This window comes from Nocardia sp. NPDC058176 (assembly GCF_042883805.1).
In the GTDB taxonomy this organism is placed as follows: Bacteria; Actinomycetota; Actinomycetes; order Mycobacteriales; family Mycobacteriaceae; genus Nocardia.
Genome location: NZ_JBHVVA010000001.1, coordinates 797,857 through 819,827, shown reverse-complemented (window position 1 = coordinate 819,827; position 21,971 = coordinate 797,857). Strand labels below are relative to the sequence as shown.

Below are 21,971 nucleotides of genomic sequence, written 5' to 3'. Positions count from 1 at the left end.
AGTCGTGGTTCCAACGGTGAGGATGGCGGAGTGTCACAGACCCCGATATCGCTGCGCGAACTCCCCCGCCTCCGCACCCGCGACCTCGCCCAGCTGGGCGGACTGCTGCGGCCGGGCACGCACACCTCCCCGCTGCTCGCGCTCGGCGAACGGTTCGTGGTCAGGCCGCCGGGATTTCCGACCATGCTGGTCACCCACGACATGGGCGATGTGCGGGCGCTGTTCGCCAACAACGACGACTTCTCGATCGGGCAGGTGCTCAGCCGCTTCTCCAGCCACGATGTCATGTTCGGCAAACAGACGATGATCTTCCTCGACGGCGCCGAGCACCGCCGCGAGCGCAAACTGTTCGCGCCGCCGTTCCAGTCCGGCGCGCTGCGCTCCTACGAGGAACTGATGGTCGAGGTGGTCGAACGCGAACTGCCCAACTGGCCGGTCGGCGAACCGTTCGAATTCCTGAAAGTCGGCTACGACCTGGCCATCGGGGTGCTGCTCGGTGTCGTGTTCGGCGATGTCGCGCCCGAACGCCGCGACCGGCTGAAGTCGGCGATCAGCGCGTGGTTCGGCGAGATCGAGAGCCGCGGTTTCCTGGCGGTCACCCTGATCACCCCGCTCATCGGCGGCGCCACCCTGCCGTATCCGCCGCTGCGGCGCCGCCAGAACGAGGTCGACGCCGTCATCATCGAGGAGATCGCCGCCCGGCGCGCCGCGCCCGCTGCGGCCGCGGCCCCCGCGAGCGGCCACCGCGATGTGCTCTCCCGCTATGTCGGCACCGACCTCGACCAGCACGACGACGCCGCACTGGCCCGCAACATGCGCGGCATCCTGCTCGGCGCCTACGAGACCACCGCCATCACCCTGGGCTGGATCGCCGCCATGCTCGCCGGTCATCCCGAGTCCATGGCCGAGGTGGACGCCGCCGTCGACACCGGCGACACCGAGCGCCTGGACGCCTATCTCGACGCGGTGATCGCCGAGGTCATGCGCCTGCGCCCGGTCTCACCCTTCACCGGGCGCCGGGCCCTGCGCGACACCGTGATCAACGGCGTGGCGATTCCGAAGGGCGCCATCGTCATCGTGCCGATCCTGCTCATCCACGAATCCGAGCGGCACTATCCGGACCCGCTGACCTTCCGCCCGGAACGCTTCCTCGACAACCGGCCGAGCACGCATTCCTGGCTCACCTTCGGCGCGGGCGCCCATCGCTGCCTGGGCGCCCAGTTCGCCCTGGCCGAGGCCCGCATCCTGTTCCGCACCGTGCTCGAGCACCGCCGCATCGCGACGGTGCCCGGGCCGGTCGAACCTCCGCGCCGCTATCACACCGGGCTGAGCCCGGCCGACAACGCGCGCATCACGCTGTTTCCCCGCGTTCAGGCGTTCATCTCGTAGGCGCCGGCCAGCGACCTGGCCTCGGCCAGGACCCGTTCGAACCGGGACTGGTCGAAGACCGGACGGCGGACCAGGTCGAGGGCCCGTCGCTGCTGGGCGGGCGTGGCGGTGGGCTTGTTGTGCAGGGTCAGCGCGTTCGCGGAGAACGCGCGCACGAAGCCGTCGAAGATCTGGTCGAGTACGGCCTTGTCGGTGCCCTCGATCCGCGCCTGCTCCAGGATCAGCTGCGCGTACGGCACCGCCGTGAACAGTTCGCCGAGCGCGAAGAGGAAGTCGACATCGGCCTGCTGCGTAGCGGTCGGCGCGGCGGCCGCCAGCAATGCCTGCAAGGCGCGCACCTGCTCCAGGAACACCGCCACGTTCGGGACATCGGCGAACTCCTCGAACACCGGTCGCCAATCCTCGAACCGGATCCGGCCCAGGCCGCTGCTCGGCCCCTGGCGGAACAGGAATTCGTCGTCGGCGGTGTCGCGCCGAGTCGGCACGGGAGCGTAAGTCGCACTGGCGAATTCGGCCCCGAGCGGCTTCACGACCGTGCCGAGGCGCGGCGCGATGCGGCGGCTCGACCAGCTCAGCGCACCGGCGACCGCTCTCGTGGCCCCGGCGGAGGCCACCGAGGCGCCGGGAATCGACTGCAGCGCCGCCAATCCCGCGTCGGCCGGATGGAACATGTAGTTGGCCATGAACTTCAGTGACAGCGCCATGTTCACGTGGACGGTGCCCTCGAGGCGCGGCAGGCCGAACATGGCCGTCATCGCGATCGGGAAGTACATGTCGTTCTCGAAGCCACGGGCGGCGATCACATCGGCGAGATCCTCGATGACCCGCTGCCCCTGCCGCGTCACCGACATCTTCTCGATGGCGTTGAACAGCAGGTAGCGGCGATCCTCCGGCGAGGCCGAGCGCATGTAGTCGATCGCGCGCTCGCTGTAGAGCTTCATCGCGACGATCCGGGCGTAGGAATCGGTGATCAGCGAGCGCACCTGCGGGAACTCGGTCACCCGGTGCCCGAACAGGATCCGGTTCTCGGCGTGGTTGATCGCCTCGTAGTAGGCGTGCTCGCAGGCGCCGATGGCACCGAAGCCGAGGTTGAACTTGCCCACGTTGACCGTGTTCATGGCGGCGTGGAAGGCGTCCTCACCCTGGTGCAGGATGTCTTCCTCGGCCACCGGGTAGTTCTCGAGATCGAAAGCGGCGACGTAGATCTGGCTGTTGACCACATTGCGCCGCAGCTTGTACGCCTCGTGCTGGCTGTCGGCGACGAAGAACAGATACCCCTCGTAATCTGCCTGGGTCGGCTTGCTCGTCAACGCCTTCGCGCTGTCGATGATCGGCTTGTCCGAGCGGCGCCCGAACACCGACACCATCGAGGCCAGGTTGCCGTTGCCGATGTAGTGCTTGCCGCCGGTCGCGCTGTACCCGCCGTCGGGCTGCGGGTCGACGATCATGTCGGTGGAGTACACGTCGGCGCCGTGCTCCTTCTCCGACAGGCCGAACGCGAAGATCTCCCCGGAATCGAGCTGCGCGGCCGCCTTCTTCTTGGCGGCGCTGTTGCTGCTCTGCCAGATCGGGCCGAGGCCGAGGATCGTGACCTGCCAGACGTACCAGTAGGACATCCCGTAGAAGCCGAGGATCTGGCTGAGGGTGGCGTTGCGCCCGGTGTCCCAGCGCTTGTCCGGATCACCGTCGGCCTCGGCGGCGGGGGTGAGGAAGGTGGCGAACAGCCGCTCCCGTTTCACGAAGTCCAGGAAGTCCGAGAGCCAGACCCGCTCGTGGTCGTCGGTGACCAGCCGGGTCTTACCCCTGGCCTCGAACCAGTCGACCACCGCGCGCAGCAGCCTGCGCGTCTCGGGATCGAACTGGGCGAAGTCGCAGTTCTTCGGGTTGAACAGGGCCTGGGGCATCGTCGCTCCTCACACGGGCGTCCAGCCTCGTCGGACGCTTCATTCACGAATGTAGCATTTTTCTACATCGGTGTAGGAAATCGTGGCCTGTTGCTATCGTGGACCCATGGCTAGTGAGACGTCCGTTCAGCGGCGCGAACGGGCGGCACACCTCGGCCCCGAACGCCGACGCCCCCAGGTACTCGACGCCGCGCTCGAGATCGCCGCCCGCGACGGCATCGCCGCGGTCACCATGGGCGCGATCGCCGAACACATGCGGGTCACCCGACCGGTCGTCTACGCCTGCTTCCCCGACCGCGTCCAGCTCATCGACGCCCTGATCGAACGCGAGGAGAACTTCCTGATCTCCGGCGTCCTCGACATCCTGCCGCCGCGCCGCACCGACGCCGACGAGACCGTCTTCGTCGCCGGCTTCCGCGCCCTCCTGCACAAGGCGGCCAGCCGCCCCGCCGCCTGGCGTCTGCTCTACGGCAACCCCGACCCCGCCGTCGCCACCTCCTTCGGCCGCGGGCGCCGCCTCGCCATCACCCGCTGCACCGAACTGCTCCTGCCGACCCTCCAGGCCTGGGGCGTCACCGACGCCGAACGCAAACTCCCCGCCCTCGTCGAACTCTGGGTCTCCGCCGGCGAAGGCGCCGTCCGCACCCTGTTCGCCCACGAATCCGACTGGACCCCCGACGAACTCGGTGCCTTCACCGGCGCCGCCGTCTACCGCGCCATGCGTTCCGCCTGACCCACACCAAGATCACCACGCTCTGGTGGCGGCCCCTTCTCGACCGTTGCCGCCACCAGAGCGTGGTGATCAACGGTCCAGTCGGCGGCCTAGGGTGGGTTGGGGGCCGGTCGAGTGGAGAGGTGGTCATGGACGTGGCGAAAGAGCGCACGCCGAGTGCGTGGGAGGAGCGCGTCGCGGCGGACCCGACGCATTCGACCTGGTATGTCGAGCGGTTCCGGACGCTCGCCGCGCAGGGTGAGGACATCGTGGGCGAAGCCCGGCTGATCGACGCGATGCTCGGACGCGGCAGCCGCGTGCTCGACGCGGGCTGCGGACCGGGGCGGATCGGCGGCTACCTCCACGGCGTCGGGCACACGGTGGTCGGGGTCGACGTCGACCCGGTTCTCATCGAAGCGGCCACCGTCGACCACCCTGGTCCCACCTGGCTCGTCGGCGACCTCGCCGAACTCGACCTCCCTGCCCGCGGCATCCCCGCGGACTTCGACGTCATCGTCTGTGCGGGCAATGTGATGACCTTCCTGGCACCGTCGACCCGCTCGGCGGTGCTCACCGGCTTCGCGAAGCACCTCGCGCCGACCGGTCGCGCGGTGATCGGGTTCGGTGCCGACCGCGGTTACCCCTTCACCGACTTCCTCGCCGACGCCGAATCGGCTGGTCTCACACCGGATCTGCTCCTGTCGACCTGGGACCTGCGCCCGTTCACCGCCGACGCGGATTTCCTGGTCGCGGTGCTCTCGCCCGCGCACTGAGCCCGGCCGACCATCCTTGACCGTCTCCGGCGGGGTGATTCAGTTGCCGTGCAACCACCGTTGCTTCAGGTTCCAGTGGTTGTCCCACCATGCGCGTTCCGCGGCGGGATCGGCGCCTGCGGGCGGGGGTGGGGATTCGCCGGGGAACAATCCGTTCGGATCGGGCGCCGACCCGGGTCGGCGTTGGTGGGTCAGTCGGCGGAGCCGGCGGCGGCTCCGCCGGTGGGGAGGGGGCGCCCGGGTTCGCCGGTGGGGCGCCGGCGTTCGCAGGCGGATTGGGGGCGCTGGGGCCCGTCGCGGTGGCAGGTGCCCAGTCCGGGTCCGCCGGACTCCCCTGCGGAACAGGCGCCGGAGCGATCGCCGGGGGCGGCGCGGGAGCCGGGTCGACTACCGACGTCCGGCCAGGGCCTGGCGCCGGATTCGGGGCGGGGTCGACGTCCGACGTCTCGCCGAGGCCTGGCGCCGAATTCGGGACGGGGGCGGGCGGTGACGCAGTGTCCGAAGACGGGACCGGAACCTTCGCTTCGGTCGTGGCCTCGACGGCTGTCGCGGCCCCCGACGGCGACGAAGGGCTGGTCGCGCTGGGCAAACCCGCGTTCACAGCCGGTGAGCTGTCGTCCCGCACCTGTGTTGTCGCCGCGAATCCGATCGCGACCAGCAGTGCCGCGGCGGCTGCCGCCGTCAGCGGTAGCCGACCGGGACGTCGGGGCTCTTTCGTCGGCGCGACGGACCCGTTTCGCACCTGGTCGGCCGCCACGAGCGCCGCTCCCCGTGCCGTCGCGTCGGCGAAGTCCGGCAGGAGAACGACGGGCGCCGTGAGTTCGTCCTGCAAGATCGTCGCGATCTCGGGTTCGGCCGCTCCCGAGCCGCAGAGGGCGACCACGCTGGGATGGGTCGGAATCGAGGCCAGCATCGACCGCAGGTGACCGATCGTTTCGCTGATCGGGTCCGCGTCGAGTACCTCGGTGGAACCATCGTCGGCGGTGCCCGCACCGATCCGGGTGGTCCAGGACTCCGACGCCAAGATCTGACCACGGTCCGCCCCGGCCACGACCGCGGTCGCGGTGCGATCGACAACGTTCAGTAACACCACGGTCCTGAACTCGTCCAGCTCCGGCGCGTCACCGACCAGCGCGGACATCGCCGATCCGGTCGAAACCAGCGACGATGTCCGCCATCGTCCCGACGCCAGCTCCGAGACGATCTTCTTGCGGTCCTGGGGCACGTGATAGGCCACCGCGACGTCCGCGATACCCGGCTCCGCCTCCGCGAGAGCATCCAGCGCGCCGACGATCGACCCACCGTCATCGACCCGCTGTTCGACCGACCGCAGCACCTCGGGCCGCGCCATCGGCTCGGTGGAGAGCAGTACCCCGCGGACGACACCGAGCTCTGCTGATATTCCGGCTGTGATTGTCATGGATCACCTACTCGATCAATCTAAGGGCTCCCGCCAGGTTCGTAGCGAGCACACTCAGCGATCGGTCGACACCCAAGTTGTGACCGGCCTCACCGCCCGGCGGCGGTGGGGGATGCGGCGGTGATCAGGCAGAGGTGCCCGAGGTCAGGTCCATGAACGCCTGACAGAGCGGATTGTGCACCTCACTTGCTACGGGTGAATATCAGCTGATCTCAGCGGTGAGCGGGAGGGCGGAGACCGAGGTGCCGATATGCAGGGTGAAGGTGCCCGGTTCGACGGCCCAGCCCTGTTCGGTCCAGTGCTCGAACGAGCGTCGCGGCAGCTCGATGACGGCGGTGACGGCCTCGCCCGCACCCGCCTCCACCGCGGCGAAGCCCGCGAGCCATCGCACCGGCCGGTCGACGGCACTGTCCTCGCGCGACAGATACGCCTGCACCACCTGGCGCCCCGAACGCGTGCCGGTATTGCGAACGACGACGGCGGCGGTGCGCCCGGACACGGTCAGGTCCGCGAGCTCCCAGCTCGTGTAACCGAGGCCGTGGCCGAACGGATAGGCCGGGGCCACACCGGCTTTCAGCCAGGCGCGGTAGCCGAGGTGAATACCCTCGGTGTACGGCAGGGCGTTGTCGGCGGCCGGTTTGGTGTCCAGGACCGGCACGTCGGCCATGACCTTGGGCCAGGTGGTGGGCAGACGGCCGCCGGGTTCGGTCGCGCCGGTGAGCACATCGGCGAGCGCATCGCCGAATTCCTGGCCGGGGAACCAGGCCAGCACCACCGCGGCCACGTCGTCCCGCCACGGCATCTCCACCGGCGCACCGGCATTCACCACCACGACGGTCCGCGGGTTCACCGCGGCCACCGCCGTCACCAGGTCGTTCTGCCGGCCGGGCAGGGACAGATCCGTGCGGTCGTAGCCCTCGGATTCGATCGCCTCGGTGGTGCCGACCACGACGACGGCGACCTCGGAGGTCCGCGCCAGCTCCACCGCGGCGGCGAACTCCTCATCGGCGGAGCGGCGCGGCCGACCGATGCCGAAGGTGACGCCCATGGCGGGCAGGCCCTTGTCGAGGGCGGGAATCAGTTCGATGAGCACATCGACCTCCTCGCCCTCGGCAAGGGTGCGGGTGACCCAGCGCTGCGGCGGATTCAGTAGCATCTCGACCGGATCGCTGCCCTCGGGGAACACGGTCTCACTGAGCACCGCTTCTCCGTCGAGCTCCAGGCGCAGCGTGCCGACACCCGCGTAGCCGATACGCCACTCCCCCGCCACATCGGCGCGCAGGCGACCACGGATCTCGAAGGACTTGGACTGCATCGCGAACGGCGTGCCGAAGAGCATGAGATTGCCCGCGGTGCGGTGCTCGGATTCCAGGACGGTCGCGCCGTCGAGGTAGCGCAGGTGCACACCCGGCGTACCGGTCTCCGGATCAGTGACCAGATCCAGCGGCACCGCGATCATGTTCTCGTTGAGGTGCACGCCCGGCGTATACACCACCGGCAGGACCTCGCGAAGGCCCTCCAGCGGCGAACTCGTCTGCGACGGAACAACTGTCGAGCTACCACCGCCACCGAAGCGCGGCGCGGCGGCGGCCGCGCCCAGCAGGGCGACCTGGGCGGGCGCGCCCAGTGGCAGCACACCGTCGTTGGCGGCCAGCACCATGGCCTTGGCGGCGGCGTCACGCACCAACCGGCGCGTGGCCTCCTCGGTGAAAGTTGGCGGCTGCGCAGGGGTTCCGTCGAGCGCGCCCACCCGCTGCGCGAATCGCAGGATGCGGCGAACCTTCTCGTCGATGGTGGACTCGGGCACCACACCATTGCGAACGGCCTCGACCAGCGGCGCGCCCCAGAGCTCCCACGGGCCGGGCATGGCCAGGTCGGTGCCCTTGGCGGCGCCCTCGGTGGAGCGCACGGCGGTCCAGTCCGAGACCACCACACCGTCGAAGCCCCACTCGCCCTTCAACGGCTCGTCGAGCAGCGGGTTCTCGGTCATGGTGACACCGTTGACGGAGTTGTAGGCGTCCATGATCATCCACGCGCCGGCCTCGACCGACCGTTCGAACGGGTACAGGTACAGCTCGCGCAGGGTGCGATCGTCGACGATCGAGTCGGCGGTGAAGCGTTCGGTCTCGGAGTCGTTGGCCACGTAATGCTTCGGACACGCGCTGACGCCGTGGTCCTGCACGCCCGCCACATAGGCCGCGGCCATCTCCCCGGTGAGCATCGGGTCCTCGGAGAAGCACTCGAAATGCCGTCCACCGAGCGGAGACCGGTGCAGGTTGATGGTCGGGCCGAGCACCGCGTACACGTTCTTGCGGCGCGCCTCGGCGGCGATGAGCCCGCCGATCTCGGCCAGCAGATCCCGATCCCAGGTGGCGGCCAGCGCCGACCCGGACGGCAGGCTGATCGAGGGGTCGCGCTCGTCCCAGGTCTCGCCGCGCACGCCGGAGGGGCCATCGGAGACGGGCATCTCGGTCAGGCCGATGCTCTCGTCGCCCGCGAAGCGGAAGACACCGGATCCGGAGACGAGCCGGATCTTGGCCGCCAGGTCCAGTTTCGCCAGGAGGTCTTCGATCGTGTCGGTCATGCCAGTTCCTTCCAGAAGTTCACCAGATCGGCCGTCACCTGCGCGGGGACATCCTCGTTCGGCACATGCCCGATTCCCGGGTACACCGCGGTCCCTGCCCGCAATTGTCGAGCGAAGTTCTCGTGGATCTCGGGATCCCACAGATCGTTCGTGTCGCCGTAGGCGACCAGCAGCGGCACGCCGGCATCGCGCAGCGCGGCGGGATCGGCCAGTGGCGGGGCCTCCATGCACCGCAGAATGCCGAGGATGTTCGCCTTCTCCGTCCGCACGATGCGGTTGTGCAGGAATTCGGCGCGCTCCGGCGAGAGCGTCTGCCCGGCGGCGGCCATGGCATCACTCATCTGCTGCCTGAGGAATTCCTGACCGGCCGATTCCACCACCTGCGCCACCATCCGCGGCGGCGGGAACTTGATGTCCTCGACCGAGGAGGGGCCCGAGGCCAGCAGGGTGAAGCTGCGGAATCGCGCGGGCGTCTCGACGACCGCGACCCGGGAGACATAGCCGCCGAAGGAGTGCCCGACCAGGTGCACGGGCGCGTCCGGCGAAACCTGCTCGACGACGCCGTGCAGGTCACCGACGAAATCGGCCATCGTGTAGGCGGCGACATCATCGGGCCCCTCGGACTGCCACTGACCGCGCTGGTCGTAGGCCACCGCGCGATACCCGGCCGCCGCGAGCAGCGGGAGGATGAAATCGAAGTCCTCCTTGGAGCCGGTGAAGCCCGGCACCAGCACCACGGTGCCGAGGTTCGGCGTGCCGAGGGGCGGGTCGACCGCCCATCCGGCGAGCGCGCCCGCGCCTCCGCGCAGCGTGATCGATTCGATCGGCACCTCGGCCATCGGCTGTCCTTCCTCGCACGTCCCGGTACGGCTGGCACGAGTGTGCCAGCGGACAACCCAGTTTACCGAGTACCCACTCGGTACTGTGATGTGTTCGTTATCTTTCCCGATTCTCGCAGGTCCCGGCGTTCGACTACTGTCGCTCCTCATGACGCCGCATCCCCAACGAAGGAGACGGGGCGACGACCGTCGCGAGCAGATCATCGACCAGGCGCTCGCCAGCTTCGCCGAGAACGGCTATCACAACTCCTCGATCGCCGAGATCGCCACGCGTTGCGGGCTCTCCCAGCCCGGCCTGCTGCACTACTTCCCGAACAAGGCGGCCCTGCTCGCCGCGGTCCTGGACTACCGCGACCGCCTCGACTACGACCGCCTCGGCATGAACCGCCAACTGCGCGGCACCGACGCCCTGCAACAGCTGGTCCGGCTGGTGGAGCACAACACCCACGTCCCCGGCCTCGTCCAGCTCTTCACCGTCGTCACCAGCGAAGCGGTCACCACCGACCACCCCGCCCGCACCTGGGTGGTCGATCGCTACCGAATCCTGGAAACCCACCTGGCCGCCGCCCTCGAAGGCGGCATCACCGACGGCACCTTCCGCCCCGACATCGACGCCCCCGCCGTGGCCCGCCAGATCACCGCCATGATGGACGGCCTCCAACTCCAATGGCTCCTCGACCCCGACCGCGTCGACATGGCCACCCTCTTCCGCACCTACATCGACGACCTGACCATCCGCCTGTCGGCTTGAACCAGTTGGCCGGTTCGAATACTCAGAGCAGTTGCCGCCTGCGTCGAATTCCCCGTCGGCGCACCGGGCGGCTGCGATCTCTTCCAGAACATCCTGCAACTACTCAGCGCCGGCTCCTCCAGCCTCAGCGGGTAGTCCGAAGGCATCCCGACCCGACGATGCGAGCGACCCGGTCACCCTGTCCTGACCGGCCACACGCCGGGGTCGATGAGAATCTTGCCTTCGACCTGTCCGGCGGCGAGCCGATCGAGTGATGCGCCCAGATGTGCGAGTCCTACCGGGGTTTCGGCGAACTCGGTGCCGAGCAATGGGTCTGCCGCGAGGATGTGCAGTGCGGCGGGGAGGTCGGTGTCGCAGACGTGGGCCAGCGTCGTGTCGAGGGTGATCTCGCGGAAGATCATCGAGTGCATGTCGAGGGCGGGCTTGTCCTTGGGAATGCCGACGGCTTGAACGCGGCCGCCGTCGATGACCATCTCGAGTGCCGCCGCCAGTTGGCCGGGCGCCCCGCTCGCCTCGATGACGACATCGGGTTTGCGGCCGTCGAGTGCGTCTGCGACATCGGCCCCGATGGACTCCGAGGGAGTGAGGGTGCGATCGGCGCCCAGGCGTTGCGCACGGTCGAGGCGGCTGCCGGGGAAATCGATGACGGTGATGTCGAACTCGCCGAGGTGCCGCAGACCGGCGAGGACGAACGAGCCGATCGCACCGGCGCCGATGATGACGACGTTGTCGCCCGCGCGGGCACCGGACCGGCGTGCCGCGTGGATGCCGACGGACAGAGGTTGGGCGAGTCCGGCGTGGTCGAGGGCAAGCCCGGTGGGCAAGGGGCGCAGTGTTTTCGTCGGGGCCGCGACGAATTCGGCCATCCCGCCGTGGACGTTCAACCCGAGGGTTCGGTACTGCGTGCACTGGTTGGTTCGGCCTTCGCCACATCGTCGGCACCTGCCGCACCAGACACCGGCGCCACAGGCGACCAAGCTGCCCGTGGCAAAACGAGAATCCGGGTCGGCTTCGACGATCTCGCCGACGAATTCGTGGCCGGGAATGATCGGGCCGAGGTGTCCGCTATGGGGGTGGCGGCGTTGCACGGGAAAGGTTTTCGGACCGGCGGTCCACTCGGAGGCGTCGGTGCCACAGATTCCCGACCGCAGCACCCGCACGAGGGCCTCCCCTGCGCCGGGGGTGGGGACATCGACCTCTTCGAGCCGAATGTCGCGGGGGCCGTGGTAGACGGCGGCTTGCATCGTTGACGGCACAGCAGTGTCTTCCTCGTCGAAATCAAGGATCGGGATCGGGCGGGCCGACGAGTGGTCTGGGCCGACACGGCCGACCCAGACCACTGATGTCAGACCTTGACGGGTTCTCCGTCACGCGGGTCGGTAACCGGTTGGGCGACCGCGTCTTCGGTGGTCACACTGCTGCGCGGCAAGAACATCGCCACCATCGCGGCGAGGGCGAAGAAGCCCGCACAGACGATGAGACCGCCCTGGAATCCGATGCCGGCGGCCAGCCCGGCCAGGGCGAACGGCGCCAACGCCGACACGCCGCGGCCGACGTTGAAACAGAATCCCGCACCGGTCGCGCGGGCTCTGGTCGGGAACAGTTCCCCTAGGTAGGAGCCGAACAGGCCGAAAAAGGCGGTGAACGCACCGAACAAGGGGCCCATCCACAGCAGGGCGGTCTCCTGCGTGGTGAGTGCGTAGATCGGCAGCGTCAGCGAGACGCCGAGCAAGGTGATGATGATCGTTCGGTGACGGCCGATGTGGTCGGCGAGGAAGCCGAAAGCGTTGTAACCGATGAACATCCCCACGTTCAGCATCGTGATGAACAGCGCGACCGAGGTCGACGGCAGCCCACGCTCGGTGGTGAGGTAGGTCGGCAACCAGGTCATCGCGCCCCAGTAGCCGAACAGCGCGAGGGCCGCCATGAGGGTGCCGAGCAGTGTTCGTCGGCGGAGCGAGGAGCCGAGCACATCCCGTACCGAGACGACATCGCCGGCGTTGTCGGCCTTCTGAGCTACCCAGCTGGCGGATTCGGAGAAGAAGATCGCGACAATGGCGATCGGCAGCACGACCGCGCAGCCCGCCACCAGGAACATCAGTCGCCAATCCGGCAGGAACCAGCCCGAGATCGTGGCGGCCATCGCACCGCCCGCGGGGAAGGCACTGATCACGAACGCGGCCGCGCGGCCACGGTGCTTCTCCGGCCAGGTCTCGACCACATAGGCCGAGACCACACTCCACACCGCACCGAGGCCGATTCCGGAGAGGAACCGCAGCAGCAGGAACATCTCGAAGCTCGGCACCACCGCGATCACGGCGGTGAAGGCACCGAAGGTGGCCAGCGAGGCGAGTAGTGCCTTCTTGCGACCGAAGTTGTCGGCCACATAGCCGCCGAGCACGCTGCTGACTCCGATGCCGACCAGGGTGGCGGTGGCGAGGAGCCCGCCCTGGGTGATCGTCAGGCCCATGTCGGCGCGGATGGACGGTAGCGCCATGGACAGCAGGACGATTTCCAGGGCGTCGAACAGGTAGGCGAGGAAACACCCACCGAGCACGATCCAACGTGTACGTCGCATCGTTGTACCTCCAGTGTGAGCTGCTGGGGTCGTGCCCGGGCAGCAGTGATCTCGAATCGCAGCGAACGGGCGTTCACCGCATGGGTGGAACCGGCACCGAGTCATTGCCTGCCAGTGCGTGGTTCCGGCGAAAGGCATGGCTGTGCCGTTCGACCCGGACCTCGATGGGTCCGGTCGTGTGTGTGGCGGAGCGCTAGCTGCCGTCGTGGGTGGCCAGCACCAGGTCGAAGGTGATGCTGGCCCAGCCACCTTGCGGATGTGTCCCGTCGGGCGCGGCGGTATCGACGTGGTGGACGGCCTCGACGACGAGGTTCGCTTTCACCCCGAACACCGCGTCGCAGTCGAGATAGGGGTCGCCCGCGACGAAGATGTGGGTGATCAGGGGCCGGAACTCCGGCGCGGTGACCATGTAGTGCAGATGCGCCGGGCGCATCGGGCCGCGGGCGGTCGCGGTCAGCAGGTCACCGACCGGGCCGTCGTGGGGAATCGGATACGGCGCGGGCAGTACCGACCAGAATCGGTATTCGCCGTCGGGACCCGAGCGCAGCCAGCCGCGGCCGGCCGAGCGGTCGTCGGTGTACTGGACGTCGTAGAAGCCGTCGGAGTCGGCTTCCCACACTTCGATCCGCGCACCCTCGATCGGCTCGCCACTGACCGAGCGAACCTGGCCGGATACATAGCAGGGCAGGCCCTTCGCGCCCCGGGCGATATCGCCTCCGAGCGGAATCTCCGGCGCGGAATCGACGAAGAACGGACCGAACACCGTCGATTCGGTGGCATCGGGCTCGGCCGGTTCGTTGATGGCGACCGTGAGCATGGACAAGCCGAGTACATCGGAGAGCAGAATGAATTCCTGGCGCCGTTCGTCGGTGATATGACCTGCGCGCGTGAGGAATTCGATTGCCGACTCCCACTCGTGTTCGGTGAGCCGGACGTCGCGGGCGAAGGCGTGCAGGTGCCGCACGAGGCTGTGCATCACCTCGCGCAACCGGGGATCGGGGGTGGCGTCGAAGCTGGCCAACACCTCCTCGGTGACGGCCTGTTCCTTGTCGACGGCGGTGGCCGGGTCGCCGGTCATGCCGTGGGCCCCGCGGGGGCGGATCCTGCCCATGCGCCGTGCAGGATCGCGCGTAGCCCGCCCGGAGTGACGGGGGTCGGGTTGTCGGCCGGAGCGATCGCCAGGATGTCGTCGATCACGTCGTCGATACCGGATTCGTCCATGCCGAGCTCACGGAGCCCCGCGGGGACGCCGACCTCACCACCCAGTTCACGCAGTCCCTCAACGATGTCGACCCGCCCGAGAGCGCGGCTGATCCGATCGACGGCCTCGCCCGCGTAGGGGGCGTTGTAGGCCAGTACGTAGGGCAGCACGATGGCGTGAGTATGGGCGTGAGGCAGGTCGAACGCCCCGCCGAGGACATGGCAGATCTTGTGGTGCAGCCCGGATCCGGCAACGGCGAATGCCGATCCGGCCAGGTAGGCACCGAGCAGCAATTCACCGCGACTGGCCAGGCCGGTCGGGGTGGACGCGATGGTGGTCAACCCGTTGACCAGGTGACGGATGCCGTCTTCGGCAACCGCGCTGGACACCGGGCTTCGCCGTGGCGCCCAGAAGGCCTCGACACAGTGCGCCACCGCGTTGAGCCCGCTGGCGACCGAGAGTTCCACCGGCAGAGTAAGAGTCAGCTCCGGGTCGTAGACGACGGTCTTGGGCAGGACCCGCTGATCGGTCCCGGTCGTCTTGCGCCCGCGCTCGGTCAGTCCCCAGACCGGGGTGACTTCGGATCCGGCGTAGGTCGTCGGCACGGCAAGCACCGGCAGACCGGTGGTCAGGGCGACGATCTTGGCCGTTCCGGTGGTCGAGCCGCCACCCACCGACAGCACCGCGTCGGCATCGGCGTCGACCGCGACCTTGCGGGCCAGCTCGGCGACCTCGGCAGGAACATGGGGGCGGACCTCGGAGAAGGTCGCGACCACCCGATCGGCGAACGGTGCGCACAGCTGCGTCGCGGTGCCGTTCTCGGCATCGGTGGCGATGAGCAGAACGCGGCGGGCACCGAGCAGGTCGAGCTCGGTGAGCAACTGGGTGCGCGCGGCACCGGCGCCGAAGACGACCCGGCCCGGCAGACCGTCGTAGGTGAACTGTGTCATCGGATCGCCCCCGGGATGACCGTCGGGCCATAGCCGAGCAGCAGCCACCGATCGCCGACGCGCACCCAGACCGCGAGCGCGCTGTTGGCCAGTTGTTTGCGCACCCCACCGGCGGTGATGTCGGCGCGCATCTCGCCGGAGACCAACACGGTGTCGCCGACGACGACGATCCGGTCCACCGGGTGGTCGATGTGGTGGTAGACGTAGAAGCCGGTGCGCAGTTTCTCCAGATAGCTGTCGAGGGTGTCGACCACGGCGTTGGAATGCGTGTAGAGCAATTCGGGGTGCGCGAAGGCGGCGAAGCCGTCGACATCGCCTGCCACCACCGCGGCGTAGCGTGCGTCCTCAAGCGAGCGGATGGTCGATTCGATCTCGGCCGTGGCGAGGATGTCGCTGGTCATGAGCGGGCTCCTGTCGGTGGTGTGGTGGAAAGGGTTTCGCGCAACATCACGCCGTTGCGGCGGCGCAAAACGGTGAGGACTTCGGCCATGTCGGCCTGCCCCAGCCCAGTGGACACGGCGTCGTCGAGGACGGCGAACGCGGCTTCGGCCCCGGGCAGCATCAGCCGATGGCGGTGGGCCAGCGTGAGAGCCAGGCCGAGGTCCTTGCGGATCAGCGAAACCGGCGCCGCGACCGGGGTCGACTCCGGCGCGAGGTAGGACTGCTGCTTGTAGCCGACATACGGTGCACCCGCCGCGCTGTTGCGCAGGATGTCATAGAACGCGACCGGGTCGAGGTCACCGGCTTCGGCGAGCAGAAGTCCTTCCGCGACAGCCTGACTCAGCCCGGCCAGGACCGCGTTGACCGCGAGTTTGGCCGTGGACCCCGAGCCGACCGGCCCGGCATGGAACTGGGCGGTGGTCATCGCCGCCAGCACCGGTTGTACCCGCTCGAACTGTTCGGGCGTGGCGCCGACCATCGTGGTGATGGAGGCGGTTTCGGCCATCGACACACTGCCCGACACCGGCGCGTCGATCACCGCAAGGTGCGGCAGAACAGCGAGTTCGCGGACGATCTCGGGACCGACGGTGCCCATCACGATGTGCAAGTGGCCGGGGGCGACGGTGCGCAGACCCTCGATCACCACGTCGCGGGTGGATTCACCATCGGGCAGCATGCTGATCGTCAACGCGGCGGCGGCCAGCGCGTCGGGGAAGTCGGCGAGGCCGACCCCCTCGGGCCCTTGTTCGACGTGGGGGTCATAGGCGAGGACGGTGTGCCCTGCCGCGGCCAGGTGGGCGGCCATCGGCCTGCCCATACGGCCCAGGCCCGCGAATCCGATCAGCACGGTCCCTCCCCCGCTACGGAGGCTGTCGCGGCGAATCGGTGAGCGGTGGTGAGAAGCGGAGAAGAGCAGGCCGACCGTAGTCGCGCAATCGGGAAAGACACGAGTCTCCTTCGTCGTCGATGACGGGGAACGGGGCTGAAGCCACCGTGAATGTGTTCAGTATCATTAAACATCTCGAGAGTGATGTCAACCACGGAACAACGGTCTCCGCATCGAAGAACACCCTTGGCCAACGCTCGCTCCACCTCGAATCGGCACCTCAGTGGGTAGAACACCCCTCGAAACGCCACCTCGGGACGGGCCGCCCGGGTTCACCTTGCTCCGCACGTAGTGTTCATCCTTAATGAACCCGTAGTGTTCACTGGTAGTTGATTTTGTTTCGGCGAGTGGACAGAGGTGCGCTGATGCAGGACAGGATCGGGCCGGCGTTGAAGCAGGCGCGTCTGGATCGGGGTTCGAGCCTGCGTGGGTTGGCGGCCGCGGCGGGCATCTCCGCCAGCCAGCTCTCACAGATCGAGAACAACAAGTCCCAGCCGTCGGTGAGCACGCTCTACGCCCTCGTCAACCATCTCGAGGTCTCCCTCGACGACCTGCTGGGCCTGCGGTACGGTCGTGCCGAGCCCACCGCAGAACCCGCCGGACATGCGGGCACGAGCCGGTCCACCGGGGTTGTTCAACGCGCCGCGGACAACCCGGTGATCGAGATGGCCAACGGAGTCCGGTGGGAAAAGCTCGCGGTCGACCCGGACGCAGGCGTAGACGCCCTGCTGGTCACCTACGAGCCGGGTGCCGCGAGCTCGGTGGACCGAATGCCGATGCGCCACTCCGGAACCGAGTACGCCTACCTCTTCACCGGGGAGTTGACGCTGCTGCTCGATTTCGACAGGTACACCATCGGCGCGGGCGATTCACTGTGCTTCGATTCGACCCGGCCACATATGTACGTCAACCAGTCGGGTGAACAGGCGCGCGGCGTGTGGTTCGTCGCGGGCCGCCATGAGTCCGGCCCGACCAGGGCATGGGTCGCCGCACAGCTCGGTGAGACCGACACCGAATCGCCCTTGCGCGTGACGAATGCGGTCGACGCACTGGATCTCCTCGGTGCCTCCGTCGCGCGACCACCCGCGGCCGAGCCCGGTCGTGACAGCTAGTCGCGACCGGGTCCCGAGCCGATCAGAGGCGTTCGAAAACGGCTGTCAGCCCCTGTCCGCCGCCGATGCACATCGTTTCGAGGCCGTAGCGGCCTTCGCGGCGGGTCAGTTCGTGCAGCAGAGTGGCCAGGATTCTGGCGCCGGTGGCGCCGACCGGGTGGCCAAGGGAGATTCCCGAGCCGTTGGGGTTGACGCGTGGGTCCTCGGGTTCGACCTTCCAGGTCCGCAGCACTGCCAGTGACTGCGCGGCGAAAGCTTCGTTGAGTTCGATCACGTCCATGTCGTCGAGCGTGAGATCCAGTCGCGCGAGTGCTTTTTCGGTCGCGGGTACCGGACCGATGCCCATCGTGGACGGTGGTACGCCCGCGACTGCCCACGACGCCAGTCGAGCCATGGGGCGCAGTCCGAGGGCGTGTGCACGCTGCGGTGTCGTCACGATACAGACGGCCGCGCCGTCGTTCTGACCGCTGGAATTTCCGGCGGTTACGGTGGATTCGGGATCGATGCCGAGACGGATAGGGCGCAGCTCGGCCAGCGTGTCGAGGTCGGTGTCGGCGCGTGGGTGCTCATCGGTGCGCACCAGCAGTGGTTCCCGCTTGCGTTGCGGCACAGTGACACTCACCAGTTCGGCCTCGAAACGGCCAGCTCGTTGCGCGGCGACGGCGCGCTGATGCGACTGCACGGCGAGCGCGTCCTGGTCCGCGCGGCTGATGGCGAACTGCGCGCGCAGGTTCTCCGCGGTTTCGATCATGCCGCCATCGATCGGAAAGTTCTTGCCACCAGCGGTGATTCGCGCACGCGCGAGGCGGTCGTGCAGCACCGGCCCGTCGCCACGGATGCCCCAGCGGATGTCGGTGGCGTAGAACTCGGTGCGGCTCATGGACTCCACACCGCCCGCCAGGACGAGATCACTACCGCCGGATTGCACCTGCATGCAGGCTTGCAGCACTGCCTGCAGACCCGACCCGCAGCGCCGGTCCACCTGGAGTCCGGGCACGCCGATTCCCAGGCCCGCGTCCAGCGCGGCGATGCGGCCGACAGCGGGCGCTTCACCGTTCGGCGAGGACTGGCCCAGGATGACGTCGTCGACGGCCGCGGAGTCGAGTCCGGTGCGGGTGATCAGTTCGGTGATCACGGCCGTGGCGAGGTCTTGCGGGGCGATGTCTTTGAACACCCCGCCGAATCGTCCGACCGGGGTTCGTAGTGGTTCGCAGACAACAGCTTCGGGCATGGCTCTTCCTCGTGGTGTCAGGTGGTGGATCGGATCCGGGTGAGGTCGTGCTCGATCGCGGCACCGGTCTCGAGCAGGGCGGGGACCAGGGAGTCACGGACCTCGCCGAGTGTGTAGCGGGCGGCCTGGGTGGAGATGTTCACCGCGGCGACGACCACGCCGTGCTGGTCGCGCACGGGCGCCGCCATCGACCGCAGACCATGCTCGAGCTCCTGGTCGACGACGCAGTAGCCGTCGGCGCGGACCTGGGCCAGCTCGGCGCGCAGTTGTCGTTTCGTGGTGACCGTCGTGTCGGTGAGGGGCGTCAGGTCGACCTTCGCCAGATAGTTCTCCAGCGCGTCGGCGTCGAGGTCGGCGAGCAGGACCCGACCCATCGAGGTGGCGTAGGCGGGGAACCGGGTCCCGATGTTGATCGACACGGTCATGATCCGGCTGACAGGGACACGAGCGACATAGACGATGTCGGTACCGTCCAGGATCGACACCGAGGTCGACTCACGAACCTTCTCGGCCAGCGCCTCGAGGTGCGGGCCCGCCAGATCGGGCAGGCTCAGGCTGGACAAGAAGCTGTACCCGAGCTCGAGCACGCGCGGCGTGAGCCAGAACTGGTTTCCGTCCGAGCGCACATAGCCGAGCTCGACCAGGGTGAGCAGGAAACGCCGGGCGGTCGCCCGGGTCAGGTCGGTGGCGTGGGCGACCTCGCTGAGGGTGCGCCGTGGATGCCGGCCATCGAAGGCCCGAATGACGGCGAGGCCGCGCGCGAGGGACTGCACGTAATCCGGCGACGGTTCTGTCATGGCTGCCGTAACTCCTTCTCCCACTGGGCCCGATGGCGTCCACTCCGCGGCGAACGTCGGTTCACCGAGCCAGGGCCCGAGGCTACGTCGCGACGGCCCGGCACGAGGCTCGGCATGCACGAAGAAGCGGGTGTTCATGATGCGAACGCAAGTCCGCATTTCGAACACGCTACGTCCACGGCTCCAGCCGACGCAAGTGTTCGATATGCGAACGCAAGTGCGCATTGCGAACATCTCGGCTAGCATCGCTGTCGTGATGGACAAAGTCATTGCGACGGCCGTCGAGGCCGTCGCCGATATTCAGGACGGCGCGTCGCTCGCGGTCGGCGGATTCGGCCTGGTCGGAGTGCCTCAGGTACTCATCGACGCCGTACTCGCCCACGGCGCCACCGATCTCGAGGTCGTGAGCAACAACTGCGGCACCGCGGGCGTCGGATTGGGCGTGCTCCTCGACGCGCACCGGATCCGCCGTACGACCAGCTCCTACGTCGGATCGAACGCGGAGTTCGCCCGTCAGTTCCTTGCCGGCGAACTCGAAGTCGAACTGACGCCGCAGGGAACGCTGGCCGAGCGGATGCGGGCGGGCGGTGCGGGGATTCCGGCGTTCTTCACCCCCGCGGGCGTCGGCACACAGGTCGCCGACGGTGGTCTGCCGCTGCGCTATGACGGCGACGGTGGGATCGCGCTGGCCAGTCCAGCGAAGGAGACTCGGTTCTTCGGCGGGGTGCCCTATGTGCTCGAACACGCGATCGTCACCGATTTCGCGCTGGTGCACGCCTGGAAAGGCGACCGCCATGGCAACCTCGTCTACCGCCGCAGCGCGCGCAACTTCAATCCGCCTGCCGCCACGGCGGGCCGGATCACCATCGCCCAGGTCGAGCAGCTGGCGGAACCGGGTGAACTGGATCCAGACGAAGTACACACCCCCGGCATCCACGTGCAGCGCGTGGTACACGTGGGCACAGTCGAGGTCGGAATCGAGAACAGGACGGTGCGGGCATGACGTGGACACGCCAGGAGTTGGCAGCCCGGGTGGCCGCCGAGCTCAGTGACGGCCAGTACGTCAACCTCGGCATCGGTATGCCGACCTTGGTGCCCAACCATCTGCCCGACGACGTCACGGTCGTTCTGCACTCGGAGAACGGCGTGCTCGGCGTAGGGCCATACCCTACAGCGGACGAAGTCGATCCCGAGCTGATCAACGCGGGCAAGGAGACGATCACCGTCCTGTCCGGTGCGTCCTGTTTCGACTCGTCACAGTCCTTCGGGATGATCCGTGCCGGCTGCGTCGATGTCGCTGTTCTGGGCGCGATGCAGGTCAGTGCCAACGGCGACCTGGCGAACTGGATGATTCCGGGCAAGATGGTCAAGGGCATGGGTGGCGCGATGGACCTGGTCCACGGCGCGAAACGGGTCATCGTGATGATGGAACACCGTTCCCGCGGCGGCGAACCCAAGATCGTCGAGCAGTGCACCCTGCCACTGACCGGGTTGGGTTGCGTACACCGGATCATCACCGAGATGGCCGTACTCGATATCGGTTCCGACGGGCTGACACTCGTCGAAACCGCTCCGGGCGTCAGCGAATCCGACGTTCGAGCCGCCACCGGAGCAGATTTCACGGTCGCGCTCGCCACCGCTCCCGCCCGATGAGATCCGGTGTTGAAGCCCACGCCGAAGGGGGTGCGGGCTTCAACACCAGCCTGGTCCGTTCGCGGAGCGTGACTCTCGTCAGGCCCGTTCGCCGTGCAGGGTGAGGGTGTCATCGATGCAGCGGGCGATGAACACGTCATCGATCGCCTGTTCTCCGACCAGTAGCCTGAAATACAGTGGCGCGGAAAGGGTTTCGAGGACCGCCCGCGGATTCACCGCTGCCGGAAGTTCACCACGCTCCACAGCTTTGATGATGACCTGCGAGCTCCGCTCGAAACGATCGTTCCAGAATTTGCGGCGCGCGGCATCGACCTCCGGATCCGATGACAGCGCCACGGTGGTGCCCACCAACCGCGCCATGCCCGGGCGCGAGATCAGGTCGGCCACCTGCCCGGCCAGCACCGCCAGATCCGATCGCAGGCTGCCGGTATCCGGCGCGGGGTTACCGACGGCGGCAAGCTCGGTGACGGCCTCGGCGATCAGCGCGGTCCGGGTGCCCCAGCGACGATAGATCGTCGTCTCGGCGACACCGGCGCGTGCGGCGACATCACCGATGGTCAAACCCTCGATGCCGTGCTCGGCGACCTGCTCCAAGGTCGCGGTCAGAACAGCGTCACGCACCCGCGCCGAGCGCCCCCCGGTCCGCTTACGCGGAACCGGGGGTGTCGCCGACTGCTCGTCGTCGGCATCGAGTCCACTCTGATCCATGGTCCAGTTGTACTCGACGGCCACGCCGTATGCCGAATGCCG

At 68.2% G+C, this 21,971-nt stretch carries 20 protein-coding genes; 7 read left to right on the top strand and 13 right to left on the bottom strand.

Going from position 1 to position 21,971, the window contains the following annotated elements; all coding sequences use genetic code 11:
* The first annotated feature begins 30 nt into the window (after positions 1–30).
* Positions 31–1,389, top strand: coding sequence for a cytochrome P450 (locus ACFVVM_RS03955; RefSeq protein ID WP_387612708.1), 1,359 nt, complete (start codon positions 31–33; stop codon positions 1,387–1,389).
* Here the strand turns inward: ACFVVM_RS03955 and ACFVVM_RS03950 are convergent.
* Positions 1,371–3,293, bottom strand: coding sequence for an acyl-CoA dehydrogenase family protein (locus ACFVVM_RS03950; protein WP_387612706.1), 1,923 nt, complete (start codon positions 3,291–3,293; stop codon positions 1,371–1,373). The two genes, ACFVVM_RS03955 and ACFVVM_RS03950, sit on opposite strands and share 19 nt — an antisense overlap.
* 106 nt (positions 3,294–3,399) lie before the next feature.
* Between ACFVVM_RS03950 and ACFVVM_RS03945 the strand changes: the two genes are divergently transcribed.
* Positions 3,400–4,026, top strand: a complete 627-nt coding sequence (locus tag ACFVVM_RS03945; RefSeq protein WP_387612705.1) for a TetR/AcrR family transcriptional regulator — start codon at positions 3,400–3,402, stop codon at positions 4,024–4,026.
* 128 nt (positions 4,027–4,154) lie between these two features.
* Positions 4,155–4,778 carry a class I SAM-dependent methyltransferase gene (locus ACFVVM_RS03940; protein WP_387612704.1) on the top strand — a complete coding sequence of 208 codons (624 nt, stop codon included), beginning with the start codon at positions 4,155–4,157 and terminating at the stop codon, positions 4,776–4,778.
* Here the strand turns inward: ACFVVM_RS03940 and ACFVVM_RS03935 are convergent.
* The 3 genes from ACFVVM_RS03935 to ACFVVM_RS03925 form a co-directional block, all read right to left on the bottom strand.
* Entirely contained in the window at positions 4,729–6,198 is a 1,470-nt protein-coding gene (locus ACFVVM_RS03935; protein WP_387612702.1) for a hypothetical protein, read from the bottom strand. The genes ACFVVM_RS03940 and ACFVVM_RS03935 overlap by 50 nt on opposite strands.
* Before the next feature lie 202 nt (positions 6,199–6,400).
* Entirely contained in the window at positions 6,401–8,782 is a 2,382-nt protein-coding gene (locus ACFVVM_RS03930; RefSeq protein ID WP_387612700.1) for a glycoside hydrolase family 3 protein, read from the bottom strand.
* On the bottom strand, positions 8,779–9,621 hold the full coding sequence (locus ACFVVM_RS03925; protein WP_387612698.1) for an alpha/beta fold hydrolase: 843 nt from the start codon (positions 9,619–9,621) through the stop codon (positions 8,779–8,781). The genes ACFVVM_RS03930 and ACFVVM_RS03925 overlap by 4 nt, the downstream gene beginning before the upstream one ends.
* 148 nt (positions 9,622–9,769) lie before the next feature.
* Between ACFVVM_RS03925 and ACFVVM_RS03920 the strand changes: the two genes are divergently transcribed.
* Positions 9,770–10,372 carry a TetR/AcrR family transcriptional regulator gene (locus ACFVVM_RS03920; RefSeq protein WP_387612696.1) on the top strand — a complete coding sequence of 201 codons (603 nt, stop codon included), beginning with the start codon at positions 9,770–9,772 and terminating at the stop codon, positions 10,370–10,372.
* A gap of 173 nt (positions 10,373–10,545) precedes the next feature.
* Here ACFVVM_RS03920 and ACFVVM_RS03915 read toward each other — a convergent pair whose 3' ends face one another.
* The 6 genes from ACFVVM_RS03915 to ACFVVM_RS03890 form a co-directional block, all read right to left on the bottom strand.
* Positions 10,546–11,628: a zinc-binding dehydrogenase gene (locus ACFVVM_RS03915; protein ID WP_387612695.1), complete on the bottom strand. Its 1,083-nt coding sequence runs from the start codon at positions 11,626–11,628 to the stop codon at positions 10,546–10,548.
* Positions 11,629–11,717: 89 nt separating this feature from the next.
* Positions 11,718–12,950 (bottom strand): MFS transporter, encoded by a 1,233-nt coding sequence (locus ACFVVM_RS03910; protein WP_387612693.1) that lies wholly within the window; start codon positions 12,948–12,950, stop codon positions 11,718–11,720.
* 193 nt (positions 12,951–13,143) lie between these two features.
* Positions 13,144–14,028 carry an intradiol ring-cleavage dioxygenase gene (locus tag ACFVVM_RS03905; protein WP_387612691.1) on the bottom strand — a complete coding sequence of 295 codons (885 nt, stop codon included), beginning with the start codon at positions 14,026–14,028 and terminating at the stop codon, positions 13,144–13,146.
* On the bottom strand, positions 14,025–15,101 hold the full coding sequence (locus tag ACFVVM_RS03900; RefSeq protein WP_387612689.1) for a maleylacetate reductase: 1,077 nt from the start codon (positions 15,099–15,101) through the stop codon (positions 14,025–14,027). Before ACFVVM_RS03900 ends, ACFVVM_RS03905 begins: the two co-directional genes overlap by 4 nt.
* On the bottom strand, positions 15,098–15,502 hold the full coding sequence (locus ACFVVM_RS03895; RefSeq protein WP_387612687.1) for a nuclear transport factor 2 family protein: 405 nt from the start codon (positions 15,500–15,502) through the stop codon (positions 15,098–15,100). Before ACFVVM_RS03895 ends, ACFVVM_RS03900 begins: the two co-directional genes overlap by 4 nt.
* Positions 15,499–16,389 (bottom strand): NAD(P)-dependent oxidoreductase, encoded by an 891-nt coding sequence (locus ACFVVM_RS03890; RefSeq protein WP_387612686.1) that lies wholly within the window; start codon positions 16,387–16,389, stop codon positions 15,499–15,501. The genes ACFVVM_RS03895 and ACFVVM_RS03890 overlap by 4 nt, the downstream gene beginning before the upstream one ends.
* Positions 16,390–16,793: 404 nt before the next feature.
* Here ACFVVM_RS03890 and ACFVVM_RS03885 point away from each other — a divergent pair, with 404 nt between their 5' ends.
* Positions 16,794–17,540: a helix-turn-helix domain-containing protein gene (locus tag ACFVVM_RS03885; protein WP_387612685.1), complete on the top strand. Its 747-nt coding sequence runs from the start codon at positions 16,794–16,796 to the stop codon at positions 17,538–17,540.
* A gap of 22 nt (positions 17,541–17,562) precedes the next feature.
* On the opposite strand, the gene ACFVVM_RS03880 is transcribed toward ACFVVM_RS03885, so the two are convergent.
* Complete coding sequence (locus ACFVVM_RS03880; RefSeq protein WP_387612684.1) at positions 17,563–18,771, bottom strand: acetyl-CoA C-acetyltransferase; 1,209 nt, start codon at positions 18,769–18,771, stop codon at positions 17,563–17,565.
* Positions 18,772–18,788: 17 nt separating this feature from the next.
* A complete protein-coding gene (locus ACFVVM_RS03875; RefSeq protein WP_387612683.1) occupies positions 18,789–19,568 on the bottom strand; it encodes an IclR family transcriptional regulator C-terminal domain-containing protein in 780 nt (259 codons plus the stop codon).
* Positions 19,569–19,824: 256 nt separating this feature from the next.
* On the opposite strand from ACFVVM_RS03875, the gene ACFVVM_RS03870 reads away from it, so the two are divergent.
* Together ACFVVM_RS03870 and ACFVVM_RS03865 are read left to right on the top strand one after the other, a co-directional pair.
* A complete protein-coding gene (locus tag ACFVVM_RS03870) occupies positions 19,825–20,571 on the top strand; it encodes a CoA transferase subunit A (RefSeq protein WP_387612679.1) in 747 nt (248 codons plus the stop codon).
* Positions 20,568–21,221 (top strand): CoA transferase subunit B, encoded by a 654-nt coding sequence (locus ACFVVM_RS03865; RefSeq protein ID WP_387612677.1) that lies wholly within the window; start codon positions 20,568–20,570, stop codon positions 21,219–21,221. The genes ACFVVM_RS03870 and ACFVVM_RS03865 overlap by 4 nt, the downstream gene beginning before the upstream one ends.
* A gap of 78 nt (positions 21,222–21,299) precedes the next feature.
* Here the strand turns inward: ACFVVM_RS03865 and ACFVVM_RS03860 are convergent, their stop codons facing one another.
* Positions 21,300–21,815, bottom strand: a complete 516-nt coding sequence (locus tag ACFVVM_RS03860) for a TetR/AcrR family transcriptional regulator (protein WP_387612675.1) — start codon at positions 21,813–21,815, stop codon at positions 21,300–21,302.
* Positions 21,816–21,971: the final 156 nt, after the last annotated feature.